Origin of the sequence: Zhongshania sp., from assembly GCF_041584495.1 — a bacterium.
In the GTDB taxonomy this organism is placed as follows: Bacteria; Pseudomonadota; Gammaproteobacteria; order Pseudomonadales; family Spongiibacteraceae; genus Spongiibacter.
Map to the genome: position 1 here is coordinate 1 of NZ_JBFHDY010000043.1, position 21,260 is coordinate 21,260.

The 21,260-nt window shown below is 52.2% G+C and carries 17 protein-coding genes; 8 read left to right on the forward strand and 9 right to left on the reverse strand.

The genetic code is table 11. The features are described 5' to 3' along the window. Window positions 1-18: 18 nt before the first annotated feature. The 8 genes from gltB to ABYP33_RS09105 form a co-directional block, all read right to left on the reverse strand. Window positions 19-4,467: a glutamate synthase large subunit gene (gltB, locus tag ABYP33_RS09070; RefSeq protein ID WP_373090482.1), complete on the reverse strand. Its 4,449-nt coding sequence runs from the start codon at window positions 4,465-4,467 to the stop codon at window positions 19-21. 174 nt (window positions 4,468-4,641) lie between these two features. Further along, window positions 4,642-5,727 carry a 3-dehydroquinate synthase gene (gene aroB / locus ABYP33_RS09075; RefSeq protein ID WP_373090484.1) on the reverse strand — a complete coding sequence of 362 codons (1,086 nt, stop codon included), beginning with the start codon at window positions 5,725-5,727 and terminating at the stop codon, window positions 4,642-4,644. A gap of 56 nt (window positions 5,728-5,783) precedes the next feature. Further along, window positions 5,784-6,320 carry a shikimate kinase AroK gene (gene aroK, locus ABYP33_RS09080; RefSeq protein ID WP_373090486.1) on the reverse strand — a complete coding sequence of 179 codons (537 nt, stop codon included), beginning with the start codon at window positions 6,318-6,320 and terminating at the stop codon, window positions 5,784-5,786. Between the two features lie 6 nt (window positions 6,321-6,326). Beyond that, on the reverse strand, window positions 6,327-8,531 hold the full coding sequence (locus tag ABYP33_RS09085) for a type IV pilus secretin PilQ (RefSeq protein WP_373090487.1): 2,205 nt from the start codon (window positions 8,529-8,531) through the stop codon (window positions 6,327-6,329). A gap of 23 nt (window positions 8,532-8,554) precedes the next feature. Beyond that, window positions 8,555-9,082: a pilus assembly protein PilP gene (locus tag ABYP33_RS09090; RefSeq protein WP_373090489.1), complete on the reverse strand. Its 528-nt coding sequence runs from the start codon at window positions 9,080-9,082 to the stop codon at window positions 8,555-8,557. Continuing rightward, the gene (locus ABYP33_RS09095) at window positions 9,079-9,699 is read right to left on the reverse strand and encodes a type 4a pilus biogenesis protein PilO (RefSeq protein WP_373090490.1); all 621 of its coding nucleotides are present in this window, start codon (window positions 9,697-9,699) and stop codon (window positions 9,079-9,081) included. The genes ABYP33_RS09090 and ABYP33_RS09095 overlap by 4 nt, the downstream gene beginning before the upstream one ends. 12 nt (window positions 9,700-9,711) lie before the next feature. Then, entirely contained in the window at window positions 9,712-10,272 is a 561-nt protein-coding gene (locus tag ABYP33_RS09100) for a PilN domain-containing protein (protein ID WP_008246193.1), read from the reverse strand. Beyond that, the gene (locus tag ABYP33_RS09105) at window positions 10,272-11,339 is read right to left on the reverse strand and encodes a pilus assembly protein PilM (RefSeq protein ID WP_373090492.1); all 1,068 of its coding nucleotides are present in this window, start codon (window positions 11,337-11,339) and stop codon (window positions 10,272-10,274) included. The genes ABYP33_RS09100 and ABYP33_RS09105 overlap by 1 nt, the downstream gene beginning before the upstream one ends. A 170-nt stretch (window positions 11,340-11,509) precedes the next feature. On the opposite strand from ABYP33_RS09105, the gene ABYP33_RS09110 reads away from it, so the two are divergent. After that, window positions 11,510-13,981, forward strand: a complete 2,472-nt coding sequence (locus ABYP33_RS09110) for a penicillin-binding protein 1A (RefSeq protein ID WP_373090494.1) — start codon at window positions 11,510-11,512, stop codon at window positions 13,979-13,981. 27 nt (window positions 13,982-14,008) lie between these two features. Here the strand turns inward: ABYP33_RS09110 and radA are convergent, their stop codons facing one another. Further along, window positions 14,009-15,376, reverse strand: coding sequence for a DNA repair protein RadA (gene radA, locus ABYP33_RS09115; RefSeq protein ID WP_373090496.1), 1,368 nt, complete (start codon window positions 15,374-15,376; stop codon window positions 14,009-14,011). 132 nt (window positions 15,377-15,508) lie between these two features. Between radA and ABYP33_RS09120 the strand changes: the two genes are divergently transcribed. The 7 genes from ABYP33_RS09120 (at window position 15,509) to ABYP33_RS09150 (ending at window position 21,244) form a co-directional block, all read left to right on the forward strand. Continuing rightward, window positions 15,509-16,723 carry a DnaT-like ssDNA-binding domain-containing protein gene (locus ABYP33_RS09120; protein WP_373090498.1) on the forward strand — a complete coding sequence of 405 codons (1,215 nt, stop codon included), beginning with the start codon at window positions 15,509-15,511 and terminating at the stop codon, window positions 16,721-16,723. 43 nt (window positions 16,724-16,766) lie between these two features. Continuing rightward, window positions 16,767-17,300, forward strand: a complete 534-nt coding sequence (locus ABYP33_RS09125; protein ID WP_373090499.1) for a replication protein P — start codon at window positions 16,767-16,769, stop codon at window positions 17,298-17,300. A 104-nt stretch (window positions 17,301-17,404) separates the two neighbouring features. Next, window positions 17,405-18,154, forward strand: coding sequence for a bifunctional demethylmenaquinone methyltransferase/2-methoxy-6-polyprenyl-1,4-benzoquinol methylase UbiE (ubiE, locus tag ABYP33_RS09130; RefSeq protein ID WP_373090501.1), 750 nt, complete (start codon window positions 17,405-17,407; stop codon window positions 18,152-18,154). After that, a complete protein-coding gene (locus ABYP33_RS09135) occupies window positions 18,151-18,789 on the forward strand; it encodes an SCP2 domain-containing protein (protein ID WP_373090502.1) in 639 nt (212 codons plus the stop codon). Before ubiE ends, ABYP33_RS09135 begins: the two co-directional genes overlap by 4 nt. 9 nt (window positions 18,790-18,798) lie before the next feature. Next, window positions 18,799-20,439, forward strand: a complete 1,641-nt coding sequence (gene ubiB, locus ABYP33_RS09140; RefSeq protein WP_373090503.1) for a ubiquinone biosynthesis regulatory protein kinase UbiB — start codon at window positions 18,799-18,801, stop codon at window positions 20,437-20,439. Window positions 20,440-20,496: 57 nt separating this feature from the next. After that, on the forward strand, window positions 20,497-20,910 hold the full coding sequence (gene hisI / locus ABYP33_RS09145) for a phosphoribosyl-AMP cyclohydrolase (RefSeq protein ID WP_373090504.1): 414 nt from the start codon (window positions 20,497-20,499) through the stop codon (window positions 20,908-20,910). Window position 20,911: 1 nt separating this feature from the next. Next, entirely contained in the window at window positions 20,912-21,244 is a 333-nt protein-coding gene (locus ABYP33_RS09150) for a phosphoribosyl-ATP diphosphatase (protein ID WP_373090505.1), read from the forward strand. Window positions 21,245-21,260 lie beyond the last annotated feature (16 nt).

Here is a 21,260-nt window from a genome sequence, read left to right on the forward strand (position 1 = left end):
CATCGCTACTCGGCTAGCTTATTCCGGACGTCTTCTGGTGGAGTCAAGCAAACGGCTGAGGCTCGCCGCCTTGGGCTTAATCATCCAGAACTTACCGATGTAGTCGTCAAAATTATCAAGTATATGCTGTCCCCACGCCGACCCGGTTTCAGTCACAAACTCGTGAATATTGCCGCGCAGGTGCGCCCGATAGGCCTCCATAGTCTCAGAGGTTATCCGACACATTTCAACTAACTCACTGTTATAGCGGTCAACAAAACGGTTGGCTTCATCGAGCACATAGGCAAAGCCGCCCGTCATGCCTGCACCAAAATTGACGCCAGTTGGCCCCAATACGGTCACATTACCGCCCGTCATGTACTCGCAGCAATGATCGCCCGCACCCTCAACCACCGCATGGGCGCCAGAGTTACGTACGCCAAAACGCTCACCAGCGGTCCCCGCTGCAAACAATTTACCGCCGGTAGCACCGTACAAACAGGTATTACCCACAATTGACGTATCTTGACTCGCAAACACACTGCCCTTGGGCGGGTAAATAACCAATTTGCCGCCAGCCATGCCTTTACCGACATAGTCGTTAGCATCGCCTTCCAAATACATATTCAAACCACCGGCATTCCAGACGCCAAAACTCTGGCCCGCAGTTCCTTTCAAATTCAAGGTCACTGGCGCGTCATCCATGCCGAGATTGCCGTAACGCTTGGCAATTTCACCAGACAGGCGTGCACCAATAGAGCGGTCACAGTTGGTAACGGTATAGCCCAAGGTGATGCCGGTTTTAGCTTCAATCGCAGGCAGGGCCGCGGCAACCATGACCTCGGCCTTTTCGCCCTTATCGAAGGGGGCGTTTAAGTCCACTTCGCAAAACTCAGGCTGACCCGCCATAGCAGGATCTTTGTACAATATCGGTGCCAAATCGAGCAAACCGTGATTCTCAGTCTGTCCTTGTTTTTGCTCCATTAAATCAGTACGACCAATCAATTCAGCCATAGTGCGGATGCCCATACTAGCCATCCACTCACGCGTTTCCATCGCGATAAAGGTGAAGAAATTCATCACCATTTCCACGGTACCAATAAAGTGCTCGTCACGCAGACGCTCATCTTGGGTTGCCACACCTGTAGCACAGTTATTTAAGTGACAAATACGCAAGTACTTACAGCCCAGCGCTACCATCGGCGTGGTACCAAAACCGAAGCTCTCTGCGCCGAGCATGGCCGCTTTCACTACGTCGAGGCCAGTTTTTAAACCGCCGTCAGTCTGTACCCGCACCTTGCCGCGCAGGCCATTGCCACGCAGAGTTTGTTGGGCCTCAGATAAACCGAGCTCCCAAGGCGAACCGGCATAGCGAATCGAGGTGATCGGGCTTGCCGCCGTACCACCATCGTAGCCGGAGATGGTAATCAAATCAGCATAGGCTTTCGCCACACCCGCGGCAATAGTGCCAACACCGGGCTCAGATACCAACTTAACCGACACTAGCGCACTTGGATTGACCTGCTTAAGGTCAAAAATAAGCTGCGCCAAATCTTCAATGGAGTAAATATCGTGATGAGGTGGTGGCGAAATCAGGGTAACACCCGGCACCGCGTAACGCAGGCGCGCAATCAGGGCGTTAACTTTACCGCCAGGTAACTGCCCACCTTCACCAGGCTTAGCCCCCTGGGCCACCTTAATCTGCAGAACTTCGGCGTTCACCAAGTAGTGCGGGGTAACACCAAAGCGACCCGATGCCACCTGCTTAATTTTAGATACCCGCTCAGTACCATAGCGCGCGGGGTCTTCGCCGCCCTCACCAGAGTTAGAGCGGCCGCCCAAGCGGTTCATTGCAGTTGCTAATGCTTCATGTGCTTCAGGGCTTAATGCACCTAAAGACATGCCAGCCGAGTCGAAACGACGCAGCACGTTTTCAATCGGCTCCACTTCATCTAGCGGAATCGCTTTAACATCGGCCTTAATGCCGAGCAAATCGCGCAATGTCGCAATTGGCCGATTATTGACGAGATTGGAATACTTCTTCCACACCGCGTAATCGCCGCTTTTTACTGCGTCTTGCAGCGTCATTACCACGTCGGGATTAAACGCGTGATATTCCTTGCCGTGCACATACTTCAGCAAACCACCTTGATCCAGTGGCTTGCGTGGCAACCACGCAATGGTCGCCAAGGCTTCTTGATCGCGCTGTAACTGCTCAAATCCGGTACCAGCGATACGGCTAGCCACGCCTTTAAAGCAGGTATCGACGATTTCGTCTGCCAAACCAATGGCTTCAAACAGCTGAGCACCACGGTAAGACGCAATAGTTGAAATGCCCATTTTGGACATAATCTTGAGCAGGCCTTTATTAATACCCTTGCAATAATTGGTATGAGCAGTCTGCTCATCGCCAAGAATTTCGCCACTTTCCAGCATATCGCTGATCACAGCGAAGGCCAAATAGGGGTAAATAGCGGTTGCACCAAAACCAAATAAGCAAGCCATTTGATGAGAATCACGGCCGCTACCGGTCTCAACTACTATATTGGCATCGCAGCGCAAACCTTGCTTAATCAAGTGATGATGCACCGCACCCGTTGCCAATAAGCTGTGAACCACCAGCATACCTGGCTCTACCGCACGATCACTGAGCAGCAAAATGACCTTACCGCTGCGCACGGCCGCTTCAGCAGCCTCGGCAACTGCAGTTACCGCACCCTGCAGAGAGGTCAACGCTGGGTCGTAAGCCAGTTCAATCCGCGCCAACGGGTAGCGCGGCGAATCGACGTGCATAAGCCGATCAAATTTATCTGGCGACAACACCGGGCTGGTTAAAATTAAGCGATCGGCGTGGTCAGCCGTCTGCTCAAATACATTTTGCTCCGCGCCGAGCAACGTCTCCAAACTCATAACAATCGACTCCCGCAAGGGGTCGATTGGCGGGTTGGTAACCTGCGCAAACTTTTGACGGAAGTAGTCGTATAGCGAGCGCTGCTGAGAGCTCAACACCGCCATTGGGGTATCGTCGCCCATCGAGCCTACGGCTTCATTGCCGCTGTCGGCTAAGGCAGACAATACCTGCTCACGCTCTTCAAAGCTGACCTGGAAATATTTTTGCAAGGCGACAAGGGTATCGCCCTCGGGTAGTGCCGGACGATTGCCTTGGCCCAACTGATCTTGAAGCCGATTGCCATTTTCCCGCAGCCACTGCTTGTAGGGGTGCGCAGATTTTAGGCGGTTATCGACTTCTTCCGTGTGAAGTAGCTCGCCGGTTTCGGTGTCAACAACCAAAATTTGGCCGGGGCCAACGCGACCCTTAGCAACAACGTCGTCAGGCTGATAGCCGTAAGTACCGATTTCCGAGGCCACGGTAATAAAACCATCTTTGGTAATGACCCACCGTGACGGACGCAAGCCGTTGCGGTCCAGCATACACACGGCGTAACGGCCGTCGGTAAGCACCAAACCGGCGGGGCCGTCCCACGGCTCCATGTGCATAGAGTTGTATTCGTAGAATGCCTTTAAATCAGCATCCATATGTTCGATATTTTGCCAAGCTGGTGGTACTAGCATACGTACAGCACGGAACAAATCCATGCCGCCAGCAACCAGCAATTCAAGCATGTTATCGAGACTTGAAGAGTCGGAGCCGGTGCGGTTGACCAGTGGCATTAACTCAGACACATCAGGCAGCAATGGGCTACTGAAATTGCCCGTGCGCGCCTCAGCCCAATTGCGGTTGCCTTCAATGGTGTTAATCTCACCATTGTGAGCCAGCATGCGGAACGGCTGTGCCAAGGGCCAGCGTGGGCTGGTATTGGTCGAAAAGCGCTGGTGAAATACGCAAATTGCCGTTTCTAGCTCGGGGTTGGCCAGGTCGAGATAAAACCTCGGCAAATCCACAGGCATAACCAGACCTTTATAGGAGATAACATCGCTGGATAAACTGCTGATATAAAAATCAGGATCATTAGCAGTTGCGATCTCAGCCTGACGACGCACCACAAACAAACACGTACGTAGCTGCTGAGTGTCCATACCCTCAACATTGATAAACACTTGTTCAATACGGGGCAGGCTCGCGAGCGCTATTTCGCCACATACCGATGAATCAACAGGCACTTCACGCCACCCAGCAGGCGTCAAACCATTATTGATTAGCACCTTTTCAAACGCAGCACGAGCCGCTTGAGCAAGCAAAGGATCACGGCTCAAGAAAATTTGGCCAACCCCGTAAGTAGCGGTTAGCTCGGTACCGCAATCTTTACGAGCTGCGGAGCGCAAAAAACCATCCGGTTTTTTAAGCAGCAGGCCGCAGCCATCACCGGTTTTGCCATCCGCAGCAATACCGCCTCGATGGGTCATACACGTCAGTGATTCGATGGCTGTCTGCAATAATTTGTGACTGGCGGTGCCCTGCATATGGGCAATTAGGCCAAAGCCACAGTTATCGCGCACATCATCAGGTCTGTACAGGCCTGTACTCATAAAACGACTCTCGCAAAATTACTAAGAAAAACAAAAAGATAGTCGGAAAGAATGTTTCGGAATTTTACACATACCCGAAAAAAGGAGTGACATTCTACACGGACGAGGCACCAGCGACAAACTTCGCCCGCTCCAGCGATCAATTTTTAATCAACCACCTGCAAATAATACTCGCTAGACACCTACGCCAGAGTCAAGCAAAACCCGATTTATGATTTCAACGCTAGCCTCTGAACTCACCACCGCCTCACCCAGCCCCCTTAGCAAGATCAGGCGCAACTGACCATCTAACACCTTCTTGTCACGCCCCATTAGCTGCAAAAATTGATCCACATTCATATTTCGCGGCGGCACAATGGGTAAATCCGCCTGCACGAGAAGTGCTAAACCTCGTTTTTCGACCTCAGGCTGCAACCATCCCATTTTAACCGATAGTGCCAGCGCCAACGCAGTACCCGCAGCGACAGCCTCGCCGTGCAACCAATTGCCGTAACCTTCCGCAGTTTCAATAGCATGCCCGAAGGTGTGCCCGAGGTTTAAGATGGCGCGCCGCCCTCCCTCGCGCTCATCATCAGCAACGACATTCGCCTTATTCACACAGCAGCGGTACACCGCTTCACTCAATAATTCGGTATCGCGCGCCATTAAGGCGCTCATATTCTGCTCTAACCAAACAAAAAACTCGGCATCACAGATCAATCCGTACTTAATTACCTCAGCCATACCGGCCGAAAACTCCCGATCTGGCAGGGTGTTCAATAAATTTAAGTCCGCCAAAACACAAGTGGGCTGATGAAATGCCCCAATCATATTTTTGCCCAGAGGGTGGTTTACGCCAGTTTTTCCACCAACCGATGAATCAACCATCGCCAACAGCGTCGTCGGGATCTGCAGAAACTGAACACCACGCTGATAACAGGCCGCCGCAAAACCACACATATCACCGACAACGCCGCCACCCAAGGCAATAAGCGTGGTACTGCGATTGTGATTCGCTTGCAGTAGGGTGTCGAAAATAGTTTCCAGTACAGCCAAGGTCTTATAGGCCTCTCCGTCCGGCAAAATCACTTCACAGACCGACTTGTCCGCCAGCTGCTGTTTCAAACTCGCCAAATAAAGCGGCGCGATCGTGTCATTGCTAACAATACAAACTTGCTGGCCGCGAATATATTTCAGCCACAGCGCGCCATCACCAAGGATACCGGGCGCGATAAAAATGGGATAGCTACGCGCTCCCAAATCGAGTTCGAGGTGTTTCATTAATAATATATCCGGGAAAAGATTAAAGTGCCCCCTAGACCGGGACACTTAGTATATCAATATTGCGCGCTGAGGTCGCTGGCACCGAGCTGCTCACACAATTGCTGAACAACTGACTTTGGAGTGCGATTATCCGTTAATACCGTGTAATCGGCAATTTCTTCGTAGAGAGGTTCACGCAGGGCCATTAAATTTCGCAAGGTCGTACCGGGATCACCACTTTGCAACAGCGGACGCTTGCGATCCCGAGCGGTACGTCGCACCTGCTCCTCCACTGAGGTTTTAAGATAAATCACGGTGCCTCTAGCGACCATCAACTTGCGGCTCACACTGCGCAATACCGCACCGCCACCAGTAGAAATAACCACCTGGGAGCCATCACTCAACTCAGACAGCATACTCTCTTCACGGTCACGAAATCCCTCTTCACCTTCCATATCGAAGATCCAAGGAATATCCACACCGCTACGCTCTTCTATCTCACGATCAACATCGCAAAATTCAAAACGCAAAGTCTCTGCCAACAAACGGCCAATAGTGCTCTTGCCCGCCCCCATTGGCCCAACTAAAAATACCGCGCCAGACTTCATCATTTGCAATCAATCTACCAAGCTGTCGGCGAGAATGCGCGGCGTAATAAAGATTAACGTCTCCTGCTTCTCACGAGTCACGGTGGTGGTCTTAAACAAATGACCAAAAAAGGGAATATCGCCCAGCAATGGCACCTTGGTTTCTGACTGCACGTCAACTTGGTCATAAACTCCACCAAGCACAACCGTTTCACCGTTGCTCACCAATACCCGAGTTTTCAGCTCAGTGGTGTCGATTGTTGGCACCTGACCGCCCAACCCGGTAGATATGACCAGCGAGCCAATGGTGTCCTGATTGATCGTCAGATCCATAATGATTCGGTCATCTGGTGTGATAATCGGCGTTACATCCAGCTTCAATACGGCTTCTTTAAAGGCAATGGTGGTTTCACCGCTGGCGGAAGATTCTGGGTAGGGAATCTCGGTGCCGGATTTAATGATTGCCGGCTCTTTATCACCCGTTACCACGCGAGGTTGCGATACTATTTCGCCGCGCCCCTTAGACTCCAGCGCCGACAACTCCAAGTTCAACAAAACATCGGGGCTGATAAAGCCCAGCGCAAACGAGCCCGCCGCGCCAGAGACACCCAGGTCAGTAACCAAACCCGGTACCGCAGTATAGGTTGGCGAGCCGGCGGCCAAGGCACTCAGGTAATTGTTCTGGGTTGCCTGATCACTGGCGATATCACCATTGGCCGAATACACCTTATCACCATCTTGCTTAATATAAGCCCCACCCCACTTAACCCCCAATGAGCGGTCAAAGTCTGAGCTGGCGCGAACAATACGTGCTTCAATTTGCACTTGGCGCACGGGGACATCTATGAGGGCTATCAGGCGACGGAACTCATCCAAACGCTCTGCAGTTTCAGTAATCAACAGTGAGTTGGTGCGCTCGTCAACAATGACTGAACCGCGAGGAGAAAGAATACTGCCTGTCGATGGCCCATCACTATTGCCACTATTGTTATTACCGTTGTCATTGCCATTGCGCGCAAACAACTTAAATAATTCTGATGCATCGGCATAGCGTACGCGAATAAATTCACTTTGCAGCGGCGCGAGCTCCTCAACTTGCTTCTGAGCCTCAATTTCTTGCCGCTCACGTTCGGATATTTCTGCAGCGGGTGCAACCATCAGAACATTACCCACCTGACGCTTATCTAAGCCCTTAGTCTTTAATACTAATTCAAGCGCTTGGTCCCAAGGTACATTTTGCAGACGCAACGTAATATTGCCCTTAACCGTATCACTGGCCACCAAGTTCAGCTCAGTGAAATCAGCAATCAACTGCAACACGGAGCGAACTTCAATATCCTGGAAATTCAGCGACAGTTTTTCACCAACATAAGCGAATTCACGACGACGATCAGCCACTTCTTTCTTTGTTAAAGGCTTAACACTCACAACGTATTCAGTATCGGTTTGATATGCAAGGTAGTCGTATTCACCCTGGGCCTCAATGGCCAGCTTCGCACCCTTCTCGCCCATGCGCGCTTCGATCGATTTCACCGGGGTTGCAAAATCAACGACATCAAAGCGACGCTGCAAGCTGGCGGGCAAGTTAACGCCACCAAAATCCACTTTGATTTTAGATCCCTCAACGTAGACATTGATATCAGCCTTGGCATCAGCCAACTGAATCACCAAGCGGCCTTCACCCTTATCGCCACGACGGAAATCAAGATCGGTTATATTATTAGCCGCTGGCGTCGCCGCCGCTTTGCCCGATGAGACTAACGGGCTATTGTATTTCTCTTTCAGGTAGGCCTGACCGCCACCGCTACCAACTTCAATGATGAGCGTATTGCCTTCGGCACGAGTCTGGTATGGCGCGAGTTTCACTAAATTCAGCACAACCCGAGTTCTGTCCCGCCCCTCTAACACCACTGCGCTGCTAGCATTATCGTAGGCTAGAGGGAATTTTTTCTGAGACAATTTATTACCCGTCGCCACTAGGTCCAGTGCAATTCGAGCAGGCCTTTCAATAGTGTAACCTTTCACTTCTGGCGCTGGGCCATCAAAGGTAAAGCGCGCTTCAAAGCTGCCACCCTGCAATGAGTTAAACTGCACATCCGTCAAGTTGGCCGCTGAAGCGGCTATCGACGCCAACAACAAACACACCCCACCTAGGATCTGCCGCCCCATATTTGTGGTCGCGCTACCAGCGCGCTTGCCCTGCACTGCGCTTTGCATTTGCTCTCGGGTATTCATCTACTTCTCCGCCAATCGAATTCTTAGTTACGGACTTTCAGCTCAAGGGAGCGCGGCCGTTCAACCCAGCCATCCCCGCCGGTGGAGACAATCTCAATAACCGTCAGGTAGTTCTCCGCAACCTCAATAATTTTGCCGTAATTCCGGCCCAGGTAATTACTTTCTTTAACTCGATGCACGCCGCCATCGGCGTCTTTCACTAATGCCCACAACTTCCCGTTTAAGCGCACCGTTCCCACCACGGTTAAGGAATCGAGTGAATACTGTTCTAAATATTCCTTCTCGCGCTTGGTATCAGGTTTAACACTACTAGCCGCTTCAAGTCGTGCAATTTCTTTAACATCAACCGGGCGATTAAAAGGACCCCGCAGACCCGACGCGGAATAGCTAAACGCACGGTAAGCTTTAAGAGCAGGAATCGGTGGAATTTGTCCAGATGGCGCCGCCCGCTTCGCGGCGACAAAGGCGTCGAGATCGGCAAACTGAGTGCCACCACCGCAAGCGGCCAATACCAGCGAAAAGCTGGCGACAAGGGAAACGCGCTTAATCATGAACCCGCCTCCGTGTCTTTATAACGGTAAGTCTTAGCCGTAATTGACATAGTTTGCTGGCTTTGTTCTTTATTGGAGCTAATCGTATAGTCGTGCAAGGTCACTATTCGCGGCAGGCCGGCGATACCGCTCACAAAGGCCGCCAAATCGTGGTAGCTACCACTCACCTTGATTGCAATCGGCAGCTCCACATAAAATTCCTGAACCCGCTCGGCCTGGAGCTGGATGCTACTGATTTCCAAGCCATTGGAAACCGCTTTCTCGGTCATGTCTTCTAAGAGGCCAGGCACTTCGGTGTCGACTGGCAACTGGCTAAGTAAAATGCCAAAAGACTCCTCCATCTCCTCCATCTGCCTTTTCAGCGGGATCAGCTTCGCTGCCTTGAATGCTTTTTTCTCAAATTCTTGCTTTAACTGAACTTCTTTGGCTTCAACACTCGACAGCTTGACACGCAAATCTGCAATCACATAAAAATAGCCACCCGCCAAGCACAATACAAAAACCCCAAGCCATACTGCTGCCCTCACCAATAATGGCCAAGCACCAATATTCTCAACAGTTAGGTCACTGAGGTCGAAGCTTTTTACTTCTTCGACTAATTCTTGCCACTCCGCCACAGCTATCGCTCCCTACTTCTCATCATCAGGCGCAGGCGCACTGATCTGGAAAGACAATTTGAAACTACTGGCTTGATCACCGTAGGCTGAAGCCGCACTCACCGCGGTCAGATTCGGATCGGCAAACCAAGGTGAGCCGTCCAATTTACGCATTAAGCTGGATACTCTATTATTCGACTCAGCAATGCCTTCCACATTTACCTGCTTATCACGCCGAACCACCGAGGTGTAAAATAAACCATCGGGTAAGGTTCTCACCATTTCATCGAAGACCCGCACTATTAGCGGCCGAGTACCCTGTAAATCCTGAATAATCGTCATTCGGTCGAGCAATTGCTGGCGGCGCTTTTCAAGTTCACTAATTTCGGCCACTTCCTTATTAATTTTAGTTATTTGGGCCTGCATATAATTATTGCGCGCTTCCTGACCGCTGATTGCACTATTCACAATCGACATGGCGAGTAAAATCAACAGTGCCCCCAGCACAGCCACACCACCGAGCACCACGAGGAACTGCTGTTTAATCAGCTCGCGGCGCTCCTCGCGCCAAGGCAATAAGTTAATCGTTGCCATTAATCAAAACTCCTCAGTGCCAAACCGCAGGCAATCAGCATGGCCGGGGCATCACTGGTCAATTTAGTGGCGTCTACACCCGGCGCAACCGACATGGCCGCAAACGGATTCGCAATAACCGTATCTATGCCCATGCGCTCTTGGACCAGCTCGACCAAGCCCTGCATCGCGGCAACACCGCCAGCTAATAAAATAATATCAACACCGCTGTACTGACTGGCCGAATAAAAGAATTGCAATGACCTAGATACTTGTTGAATAACCGCTTCTCGGAACGGAGCCAAGACTTCACTGTCATAGTCGTCGGATAGTCCGCCTTGTTTTTTGGCCAGGCCAGCTTCTTCCACCGTCAAGCCATAGCGACGCTGGATCTCTTCGGTTAGCTGGCGACCGCCAAACAACTGGTCGCGGGTATAAACTGTTTCGCCGTTCACGACCACACTTAGGGAGGTCATACTGGCGCCAACATCGACAATGGCCACCACCGTATTCTCATCACAGCCGAGCTGCTGAGCGATAAGATCAAAACTCCGCTCAATAGCGTAGGCCTCGACATCCACCACTTTTGGAGTAATCCCTGCAATTTCTAAAGATTCAACCCGCGTATCGACATTATCGCGACGACAGGCCACGAGCATTACATCCACCATTTCCGGGTTGGTTTCCGATTCACCCAAGACCTCAAAATCCAGAGACACTTCATCTAGTGGGTAAGGAATATACTGGTCAGCCTCAAGGGAAATCTGCGTTTCCATGGCATTTTCATGCAGACCTGCAGGCATGTGCAGAACCTTGGTAATAATTGCCGAACCAGGTACTGCCACCGCAGCGCGTTTCAGCTTGCTGCGAGATCGGGAGTGCACTGCACGCACAACGTCGCCCACCTGCTCGACATCCGCAATATTTTTTTCGACCACAACCTGCGACGGCAGAGACATTACCGCGTAGCTTTCTACGCGATATTTCTCGCCACTCCGGCTCAACTCCAGTAGCTTAACCGCACTGGAACTGATATCAATACCGAGCAGACTCCGGGAACCCTGACCGCCAAACAAGCCATCTAGCACTGTAGTTTTCCTATTTACACCGTGGACTTAGAGCGCACTTTTATATACAAGATTAAATACCAGTGTATACCAATGCGCAAATAGTTATGAAAAAAAGACGCCGATAATGTCACAGTTTTAGTTATCCTAGCCTTCGATTTTCTACCGTCATCTCAATTTACAGGAAAAATATGCCAAGCAAGACCCGAATTCTCCGCCTCTTCATCGGCTTAGGCATTCTCGCCAGCTGCGGCGCCGTGATGATTTTCGCCGCGGCATTCCTTTATATTAGCCCTAAATTGCCATCCGTCGAGGCGTTAAAAGACATTCAACTGCAAACGCCGCTGCGGATATACAGCGCAGACGGTAAGCTGCTGGGAGAATTTGGCGAAAAGCGCCGCTCCCCCATCAGCTTCCAAGAAGTCCCCGAGCTCTTTATCAAAGCCTTTCTCGCAGCCGAAGATGACCGTTTTTATATCCATCACGGCGTCGACATCACCAGCCTGCTGCGTGCTGCGTCCCAATTAATCACTAGTGGCAGCATCCAATCGGGCGGTTCCACCATTACCATGCAGGTGGCCAAAAACTATTTTCTTAGCCAAGAACGTACCTTTACACGGAAATTCACCGAAATTTTCTTGGCCATCGAAATAGAGCGTGCACTCAGCAAGGGCGACATTCTCGAGCTCTACCTAAACAAGATTTTCCTCGGAAACCACGCCTATGGTATCGAGGCTGCCGGCCAAGTCTATTACGGAAAACCCATAAAAGAGCTTAATCTCGCCCAAATGGCCATGATCGCCGGACTCCCCAAAGCGCCGTCGGCCTATAACCCCGTCGCCAACCCCAATCGCGCCAAAATACGTCGTAACTGGATATTGGGCCGCATGCTTAGCCTTGACTATATCACTCAGGCTGACTACCAAACTGCCATTGCCGAACCTATCAGCGCCAAGGCCTATGGCACCCAACTCGATGTCGATGCTCCTTACGTATCAGAAATGGTGCGCCTGCACATGCTCGAGCGCTACGGCCGAACCGCCTACGAAGATGGCTTCACCGTCATCACCACAGTCGATAGCCGACTACAAAATTCAGCAAATAACGCTCTTCTCGACGGCGTGATCGAATATGACACGCGGCATGGCTACCGCGGCGCGGAGCGACACTGGAATCTCAGCAAGGAGATCGATGATGAGCAGCGCCAGCGCCTAAGCCAAAAATTGGAAGAAATTGACAGCATTGGGCCCTGGCATCCAGCGCTGGTTTTGAATGTGGCCGAGAAAAGCGCCACCTTGCTACTGTCCACTGGCGACCAAACGACGCTGGAGTGGAGTCACGGCTTAGAGGGAACGATCCGCTATATTAGCGAGGATAGAGTCAGCTATGCACCAGAAACGGCGAGTGATTTACTCGCGGTAGGTGACGTAATACGTGTGCGCATGAGCCAGACGGAACCGCGCCACTGGGAGCTCTCACAACTCCCCAAAATTCAGGGTGCTCTCGTGTCTCTAAATGCCGATAGCGGAGCCATCCTCAGCTTAGTGGGCGGCTACAACTATCAAAAAAGCGCCTTTAACCGCGTCACCCAAGCAGAGCGCCAGCCGGGTTCCAATTTCAAGCCCTTTATTTATACCGCCGCCCTCGATAACGGTTTCACCCCGGCCACTATTATTAACGACGCGCCCATCGTCTTTGAGGACAGCGGGCTCGGCGACACCTGGCGTCCCAGCAATGACAACGGCACATTCAATGGCCCCATGCGGCTGCGCAAAGCACTGTATATGTCCCGCAACTTGGTATCTATCAGAGTACTCAGAGACCTCGGCATCGGCAAAGCCATCGGCTATATAGCCCGCTTCGGTTTTAACCCAAGCAAGCTACCACGCGATCTTTCGCTCGCGCTCGGCAGCCATTCGCTAACCCCACTGGATATTGTTAGCGGCTACGCGGTGTTTGCCAATGGCGGTTACAAAGTAAAGCCCTATATTATCGACCGCATTATTGACCGCGACGGCAACACCCTCTACCGCGCCGAACCCGATATCGTCTGCCGCAACTGCAGCACCGACGAAGATGGTGACCTACTCAACCCTCACCATCGAATGGAGGCCGATACCCTCGACGACATCATTAATAACAGCCGCAGCGAGACGCCGAAGGCCAACTACGCCAAACGCGTACTCAATGAAGACGTCGCCTTTCTGATCGACAGCATTTTACAAGACGTCATCACACGAGGAACCGGCCGCAAGGCACTGGTGCTAAAGCGCGGCGACGCAGCGGGCAAAACCGGTACCACTAACGGGCCTACCGACGCGTGGTTCTCCGGTTACAGCGGCGGCATTGTGACCTCGGCCTGGGTCGGCTTTGACCAAAACAACAATCTTGGCCGCCGCGAGTACGGTGGCTCTGTCGCCCTGCCCATCTGGATTGATTACATGAAAGAAGCGCTCAAAAACAAACCCGAGCGCCACTTAAAGCAACCGGACAATGTCATCTCGGTAAGAATTGACCCAGATACCGGCAACCTCGCCCAACCCGGCCAGAGCAACGCTATATTTGAATACTTCCGCAGCGACAATGCGCCGAGCGAGGGGTTCAACCAACCCCAAAGCCCCTACGGCAGCAGTGCTGGCGACGATCCAATAGAAATATTCTAAATATAAAAATAACCAAAGCCTGGCGGCCTAAATGGCCTCCAGCGCTTCAGCGAGAGTTTTCACCCCCACGACTTCCATGCCGACCAAGTCACCCCGCGGCGCATTACCATGAGGCACAATAGCTCGGCGAAAGCCGTGCTTACGAGCCTCTTGGAGCCGCTCCTGACCGCTGGGCACCGGACGAATTTCCCCCGACAGACCGACTTCACCAAAGACCACTAAATCTTCAGGCAAAGGGCGATCCCGAAAGCTCGACACCATTGCGAAAAGCAATGCTAAGTCAGAACCGGTTTCCAGCACTTTAACGCCACCTACCACGTTAACGAACACATCTTGATCACCAACCTGTAAGCCGCCGTGACGATGCAGCACCGCCAGCAACATCGCCAAACGGTTTTGCTCTAAACCCACCGCCACCCGGCGCGGATTGCCAAATCCAGAGCTATCGACCAACGCCTGAATCTCTACCAAGAGCGGCCGCGTACCCTCCCACACCACCATCACAGTACTGCCCGACGACACCACATCACCGCGATTAAGAAAGATCGCAGACGGGTTCTTAACTTCTTTAAGACCCAATTCCGTCATGGCAAACACACCTAGCTCATTCACCGCGCCAAATCGGTTCTTACTCCCGCGCAAGGTGCGATAGCGACTATCACTACTCCCCTCAAGCATGATCGAGCAGTCAATAATATGCTCAAGCACCTTGGGGCCGGCCAAACCGCCATCCTTGGTCACATGACCAACCATCAACAGTACCGTGCCAGTCTGCTTGGCGAAGCGGGTGAGCGCCGCCGCGCACTCCCGCACCTGTGAAACACTGCCGGGCGCCGAACTGACTTGCTCGCTGTGTAAAACCTGGATGGAATCCACCACCAGAATTGCAGGCTTATTTGCCATCGCCTGGGCCAAAATCAACTCGAGACTGGTTTCCGAGCACAACTTTAGGGTATCTGCACTTAAATTCAGACGCTGAGCCCGCATCGCAATCTGCGGCAGCGACTCTTCGCCAGTCACATAAAGGCATTCGCATTGATTCGCCAAACGACACAGAACTTGCAAGAGCAGCGTACTTTTGCCCGCCCCCGGATGCCCACCAATCAATACCGCAGAGCCCGGCACCAGCCCGCCGCCCAAGACCCGATCAAATTCATCAAAACCAGTGGAGCGCCTTGGCAAGGCCTCAATACTGACATTGGCGAGCATTTGCACCTCGCCGCCAACTTCACCCGCATAACCTTGCCGCACTGGCGCTGCTTTGGCACTCGTCGCAGGCCCTAAACGCAGCTCCGACAAGGTATTCCAAGCGCCGCAATCCTGACACTGGCCCTGCCATTTATTGTGGTCAGAACCACAGTCCACACACACATACGCGGTTTTTTGTTTTGCCATAATACTGAAGCAATCGCTCCCTCTTACTGATAAAGATCAGACGATAAACGTCCAGAATTTGCTGGTGACAACAGGGCTGACAGCAGCCCATACAAGGCCGTACAATGGCCCGCTATCCACAGAGTAAATAGCATGTCGGCCGCTTTTGTAGAACGCCAACTATTGGTATCCCCCTCCCTCGCCGCAACACTCGGCCTAGAGGCAGCACTGCTGTATCAATTGCTAGCGGAATGGCTGCCCCTGCTCGACAGCCGGGAAAGCCAAGGTATTCAATGGTATATCATTGACAAACAGCGTCTGAATACACAACTCCCGTTTTGGGACATGGAAAAAATTGAAGAAGTGCTACGCACCCTAAATGACCAGGGGCTCATTATTATCGGCGCAGCCCTAATGAGCAATGCACAAAATATTCGGCTGGCATTTACCCAAGCCAAATCCGCAGCACAGGCAATGCAGGCCAACACCGCCGCAGCCCGAACTGAGAGCCCGACGCCGCAGACAACGGCACAACAACCCGTCCACAAGGGCTCGCTGGCTGCCAACACCACAAGAATGAACCAATACACCAACACTGCCAACCCTCGCCACCCGGTGCCCGGCAACAATATAATTGCAGCCGACTGGCTACCCGACCAGGCGGGCATCGACTACCTGACCCGCTTTAATCAGGTCGACCCCGCGTTTATCAACGCCGTGCTGCCCGAGTTTATCGCCCATTACCGCGACACGGGCGAAACCCGCAGCTCATGGAACAGTGCGTTTAGCCAGTATGTCAGCCGCCGCTGGAAAAAAGAGCAGTATCAAAAAATTGAATTAGCGCGCAATCAACCCATTGGCGACAGCTGGAAGCCCAGCCTCGATGCCCTCGAAATTCTCGAGCGCGACGGTATTAGCCGCAACTTTATTGAAGACGCCATTCCGGAGTTTACCCTGTTCTGGCGAGAGCGCGGCACCGCCGACAGCAATTGGAATTCGCGCTTTATACAGCATATTCGCCTGCAATGGGCGCGCTATACCAATGCCGTCAGCAACGAAAACGTCATCGCGCCAATTCCCAGCAACTGGCAACCCAATGATTCGGTCTTCGATATTTTGCGCATGGCCCGTATCGACCCGGAATTTGCTAAAGCACAAATCGCCGAATTTATATTATTCTGGCAAGACAGCGGCCAAGCACACCGTTCATGGAACACAAAATTTCTCCAACATGTAAAATACCGTTGGGCAAACAATCATCAACTGGGACAGAGCGATGCAAGACAGCAACAGGCTCCTGGAGCAAGCAAACCGGCAACTGGCTTCATCGCCAAACACACCGACCGCAGCTGGGCAGACGAACTCTGAACCCCTACCAGACAGAGACGCCGTAATCGACGCGCTTAACCAGATGTTTGCGGAGTTCGAGCTGGTCTACCACAACCAATACAACAAGGCCTTTTCAAATCCTGAAAAGCTCTCCTATGCCAAGAAAATTTGGTTTAGCAATCTCCGCCACATCAGCCCAGAGCGAATTATTGCCGCGACCCACCGCGCCATTCGCGAATCTGAGTTTTTGCCGACGGTTAAAGGTATTTTAAAATACTGCGAACCCGATCTGCGCGAACTCGGTTTACCCGACAGCCACAGTGCCTATATGGAAGCGTGTCGCGCACCTCAGCCCAAGGCCGAGTACAACTGGTCACACTCCGCGGTTTACCACGCTGGCCGCGCCTGCGACTGGTTTTTTCTTGCGGGCACTGCCGAGCACACTGCCTATCCGGTGTTTAAACGGCACTACGAGGATATCTGCCAACGCGTTATTAACGGCGAAACTCTGAGTTTACCTGCACAAATCGCGCTGCCAGAGACCCTTAGCAAGCCACTGAGCCCCGACGAACAGCGTCAGCGCATGCAGCAGCTCAGAGACGAGCTCGACATATAATCCTTAAGTCAAATCCAATCGTGCAGGGCGCCCACGCAAACGCTACAATAGCGGCCTAATTAAGCTGGCCGCCCCGCCAAGACCATACCAAGTAGGCAGAATTTATGGCAGACGACAAAACCACCCACTTCGGTTACAAAACCGTCGACAGCAAAGACAAAGTCAAAATGGTCGCTGGCGTCTTTCACTCGGTGGCGGCCAAATACGACATCATGAACGACCTCATGTCCGGTGGCGTCCACCGCCTGTGGAAGCGCTTTACCATTGAACTGTCTGGCGTGCGTCCCGGCAATAAAGTATTGGACATTGCCGGCGGGACCGGCGACCTCGCCGCCAAATTTAGCCGCTTAGTTGGCAGCAGTGGCAAGGTTGTGCTGGCCGACATCAATGACTCGATGCTCACCGTTGGCCGAGAAAAACTGACCAACAAAGGCATCGTCGGCAATATCGAATATGTACAGGCCAACGCCGAATGCCTGCCCTTCCCCGACAATTACTTTGACTGCATTACCATTGCTTTTGGCCTGCGCAATGTTACCGACAAAGACGCCGCACTGCGCTCCATGAACAGGGTACTCAAACCCGGTGGTCGCCTGCTGGTGCTGGAGTTTTCCAAACCCGTTAATCCGGTCATCGCAAAGCTCTACGACCGCTACTCTTTTGATGTTTTGCCCAAGATGGGCCAACTCGTTACGAATGACGCAGACAGTTACCGCTATTTGGCCGAGAGCATCCGCATGCACCCCGATCAAGACACCCTCAAAGGCATGATGAAAGACGCGGGCTTTGTCGATGTGCGCTATCACAATATGACGGCGGGCGTCGTTGCCGTGCACCGGGGCATAAAGCCGTGATTCCACCAGTACTCCAAGGTGCGGCGATTTCCGGCCTTGAAAACCTCATTAATAGAGCACTTCATCTCGACCCAAGTGCCCGTGCGAAACTATTAAGCTTAGACGACCAACGTTTTGCCCTTGAGCTAAAAGAGCCCGATCTCAATATCGGCATCGCCATTACTGGTAGCCGTCTGCGCATACTCGGCAGCCTAAGCGAAGGCATTAACACCCGGCTCAGTGGTCGCTGGAATGAGTTTGCCGCAGTGGCGACCGCCACCGACCCCGCAGCGGCGCTGATCAATGGCAATATTCGGATTAGCGGCGATACCGCACCGCTACTAGCCTTGCGTAAAATTCTTGCCGACCTCGACATTGACTGGGAGCAACCACTTGCCGATTCCTTTGGCGACGTCGCCGCCCACCAAATTGGCACTGGCCTGCGAGCAGGCCACCGCTGGTTAAACGCAACTCGCCAAAACTTACACCGCCAATTTGAAGAGTTTTTAGTCGAAGAGAGTAACCTCGTTCCCCACCCCTGTCAGGCCGACGATTTCTATCAACAAATTGATGATGTTAAGGCCCGCAGTGAGCGCCTTGAGGCCAAGCTACGCCGCCTGCAAGCGCGGCTAGCCCCCCAAACCAATAAAAATTAAGGAAACACTATGGGGCTGCGTCGCCTGCTCGCTATTTGCTGGATTATTTGCGTCTACCGACTGGACACCCTCATCCCCACTGAGCACCTACCATTGCGCGCTCGCTTATTATTGCGCTGCGGCCCATGGCACCTATTTTCCAAAGGTAAATACAATCGCGGCGAACGCCTGCGCTTGGGCTTAGAAAACCTTGGGCCAATCTTTATTAAATTTGGTCAAACTCTTTCAACCCGCCGGGATTTATTGGTCGACGACATCGCCATAGAATTGGCAAAATTACAAGATCAGGTGCCGCCCTTTGGCAGCGAGCAAGCCGTCGCGGTTATTGAGGCGGCGCTGGGTAAACCCATTGCGCAGCTATTTGTACAGTTTGACCACCAGCCCCTCGCCTCGGCCTCCATAGCCCAAGTACACACCGCCACCTTAGAAAACAATATCGACGTCGTGATTAAAGTGGTTCGCCCCGGCATTGAACACACCATTAATGCCGATTTAAAACTGCTGCAAACCATTGCCGAACTCGTTGCGCGCTATATTCCCGACGGTCGCCGCCTGCGCCCCGTCGAAGTCGTAGAGGATTACCGCCACACCATACTCGACGAGTTAGACTTACAGCGGGAAGGGGCGAATACCTCGCAACTACGCCGCAACTTCAAAGACGCCGAAATGCTATATGTGCCGGAAGTTTACTGGGATTACACCCGCCGCAATGTCTTGGTGATGGAACGCATTCACGGCATTCCCGTCACCGATATCGAGACGTTGAAGGAACAAGGCACCGACATGAAAAAACTCGCTGAGCGTGGCGTAGAAATTTTCTTTACCCAAGTGTTTCGCGACAGTTTTTTTCATGCCGACATGCACCCCGGCAATATTTTTATTGCCCATAATCGCCCCAATTCCCCCCAGTACATCGCGATAGACTGCGCCATTATCGGCAGCCTCAGCGATTTCGATCAATATTATTTGGCCCGCAATTTACTGGCGATATTTCAGCGTAATTACCGGGAAGTAGCCGAACTCCATATTGAGTGTGGCTGGGTGCCGCCAGAAACCCGGGTGCATGAGTTTGAAGCCGCCATCCGCACGGTTAGCGAACCTATCTTTGAAAAGCCACTGGCGGAGATCTCCTTTGGTCTCTTACTCTTGCAGCTATTCCAAACTGCCCGCCGCTTTGACATGGAAGTACAACCCTCGCTCGTGCTACTGCAAAAAACCCTATTGAATATTGAAGGGCTTGGCCGTCAACTCTACCCTCAGCTGGATTTATGGTCGACCGCCATGCCATTTTTGGAGCGCTGGGTGCGGGATCGCTACTCGCCGCAAAGTGTCTTGAAAAAAGTCAGCCACCGCATTCCCGGCTGGTTAGAACAGCTACCCAATTTACCTGAGGCGCTACTCGAACGCGGCGGTTCAGGCAAGGAGCAGATTTATGCAAATACCAAGGCAGAGAGTCAACTTCAACAAGATTTCGCTGGGATGATTAAGCAACAGGCGCAGCGCGGTCGTAATCAACGCCTTGCCATTGTTGCCGCGCTGGCGGCCGCCTTAGTGAGCGATCCCGGAATTCGAGCGGGCTTACAAGCCCTGCCCAGTATTAGTATTGGTCTATTTGCTGTCGCTTTGTATTTCTTTATCCGCAGCCGCTGAGGTAAAGTATGGCCCAGGTCAATGTCGACACGAACACCCAAGCCTTTTGGAAACAGTATGAGTAGTAAACCCAATACCAGCCCGTGGCTAGAGAAAATAAAATGGAACGGCGACGGGCTCGTCGCTGCTATTGCCCAAGACGCCAAAAGTGGCCGCGTGCTGATGATGGCATGGATGAACAGTGAATCTTTGCAACTCACGATTAGCAGCGGCGACGCCGTTTACTGGTCACGCTCACGTAATAAATTATGGCGCAAAGGTGAAAGCTCCGGCCATGTACAAAAAATTCATTCCATTGCCCTAGATTGCGACGGTGACGCCCTGCTTATGCAGGTTGAACAAATTGGCGGTATCGCCTGCCACACAGGGCGTGAAAGTTGTTTTTATCGCCAGCTTAAAGGTGACAATTGGCAGAGTATGGAAGCGGTATTAAAAGACCCCGCAACAATGTATAAAAACGTGGACCAGTAATATGCCAGAATCGATTTTAAGTCAGCTCGACCAAGTACTGGCGGCCCGCAAAAGCGCCAGTTCAGACAGTTCCTATGTCGCTAGCCTTCACCACAAAGGCCTGAATAAAATACTGGAAAAAGTCGGCGAAGAGGCCTTTGAAACCGTCATCGCAGCCAAAGACGCGCAAGTCAGTGGCGACAATAGTAAAGTAATCTACGAAACTGCTGATTTGTGGTTTCACAGCCTGGTAATGCTGTCGGAACTCGGCGAAAGCCACCAACCGATTCTTGATGAACTCGCCCGTCGTTTTGGCCTTTCAGGCCTAGATGAAAAAGCGGCGCGGCACAAGTAATTAACTTTCATTTTTA

What these genes read in the sequence shown, in the direction of transcription:
- gltB (WP_373090482.1), bottom strand. Translation starts at nt 4,467, where the DNA reads ATGAGTACAGGCCTGTACAGACCTGATGATGTGCGCGATAACTGTGGC.
- aroB (WP_373090484.1), bottom strand. Translation starts at nt 5,727, where the DNA reads ATGAAACACCTCGAACTCGATTTGGGAGCGCGTAGCTATCCCATTTTT.
- aroK (WP_373090486.1), bottom strand. Translation starts at nt 6,320, where the DNA reads ATGATGAAGTCTGGCGCGGTATTTTTAGTTGGGCCAATGGGGGCGGGC.
- ABYP33_RS09085 (WP_373090487.1), bottom strand. Translation starts at nt 8,531, where the DNA reads ATGAATACCCGAGAGCAAATGCAAAGCGCAGTGCAGGGCAAGCGCGCT.
- ABYP33_RS09090 (WP_373090489.1), bottom strand. Translation starts at nt 9,082, where the DNA reads ATGATTAAGCGCGTTTCCCTTGTCGCCAGCTTTTCGCTGGTATTGGCC.
- ABYP33_RS09100 (WP_008246193.1), bottom strand. Translation starts at nt 10,272, where the DNA reads ATGGCAACGATTAACTTATTGCCTTGGCGCGAGGAGCGCCGCGAGCTG.
- ABYP33_RS09110 (WP_373090494.1), top strand. Translation starts at nt 11,510, where the DNA reads ATGCCAAGCAAGACCCGAATTCTCCGCCTCTTCATCGGCTTAGGCATT.
- radA (WP_373090496.1), bottom strand. Translation starts at nt 15,376, where the DNA reads ATGGCAAAACAAAAAACCGCGTATGTGTGTGTGGACTGTGGTTCTGAC.
- ABYP33_RS09120 (WP_373090498.1), top strand. Translation starts at nt 15,509, where the DNA reads ATGTCGGCCGCTTTTGTAGAACGCCAACTATTGGTATCCCCCTCCCTC.
- ABYP33_RS09125 (WP_373090499.1), top strand. Translation starts at nt 16,767, where the DNA reads ATGTTTGCGGAGTTCGAGCTGGTCTACCACAACCAATACAACAAGGCC.
- ubiE (WP_373090501.1), top strand. Translation starts at nt 17,405, where the DNA reads ATGGCAGACGACAAAACCACCCACTTCGGTTACAAAACCGTCGACAGC.
- ubiB (WP_373090503.1), top strand. Translation starts at nt 18,799, where the DNA reads ATGGGGCTGCGTCGCCTGCTCGCTATTTGCTGGATTATTTGCGTCTAC.
- hisI (WP_373090504.1), top strand. Translation starts at nt 20,497, where the DNA reads ATGAGTAGTAAACCCAATACCAGCCCGTGGCTAGAGAAAATAAAATGG.
- ABYP33_RS09150 (WP_373090505.1), top strand. Translation starts at nt 20,912, where the DNA reads ATGCCAGAATCGATTTTAAGTCAGCTCGACCAAGTACTGGCGGCCCGC.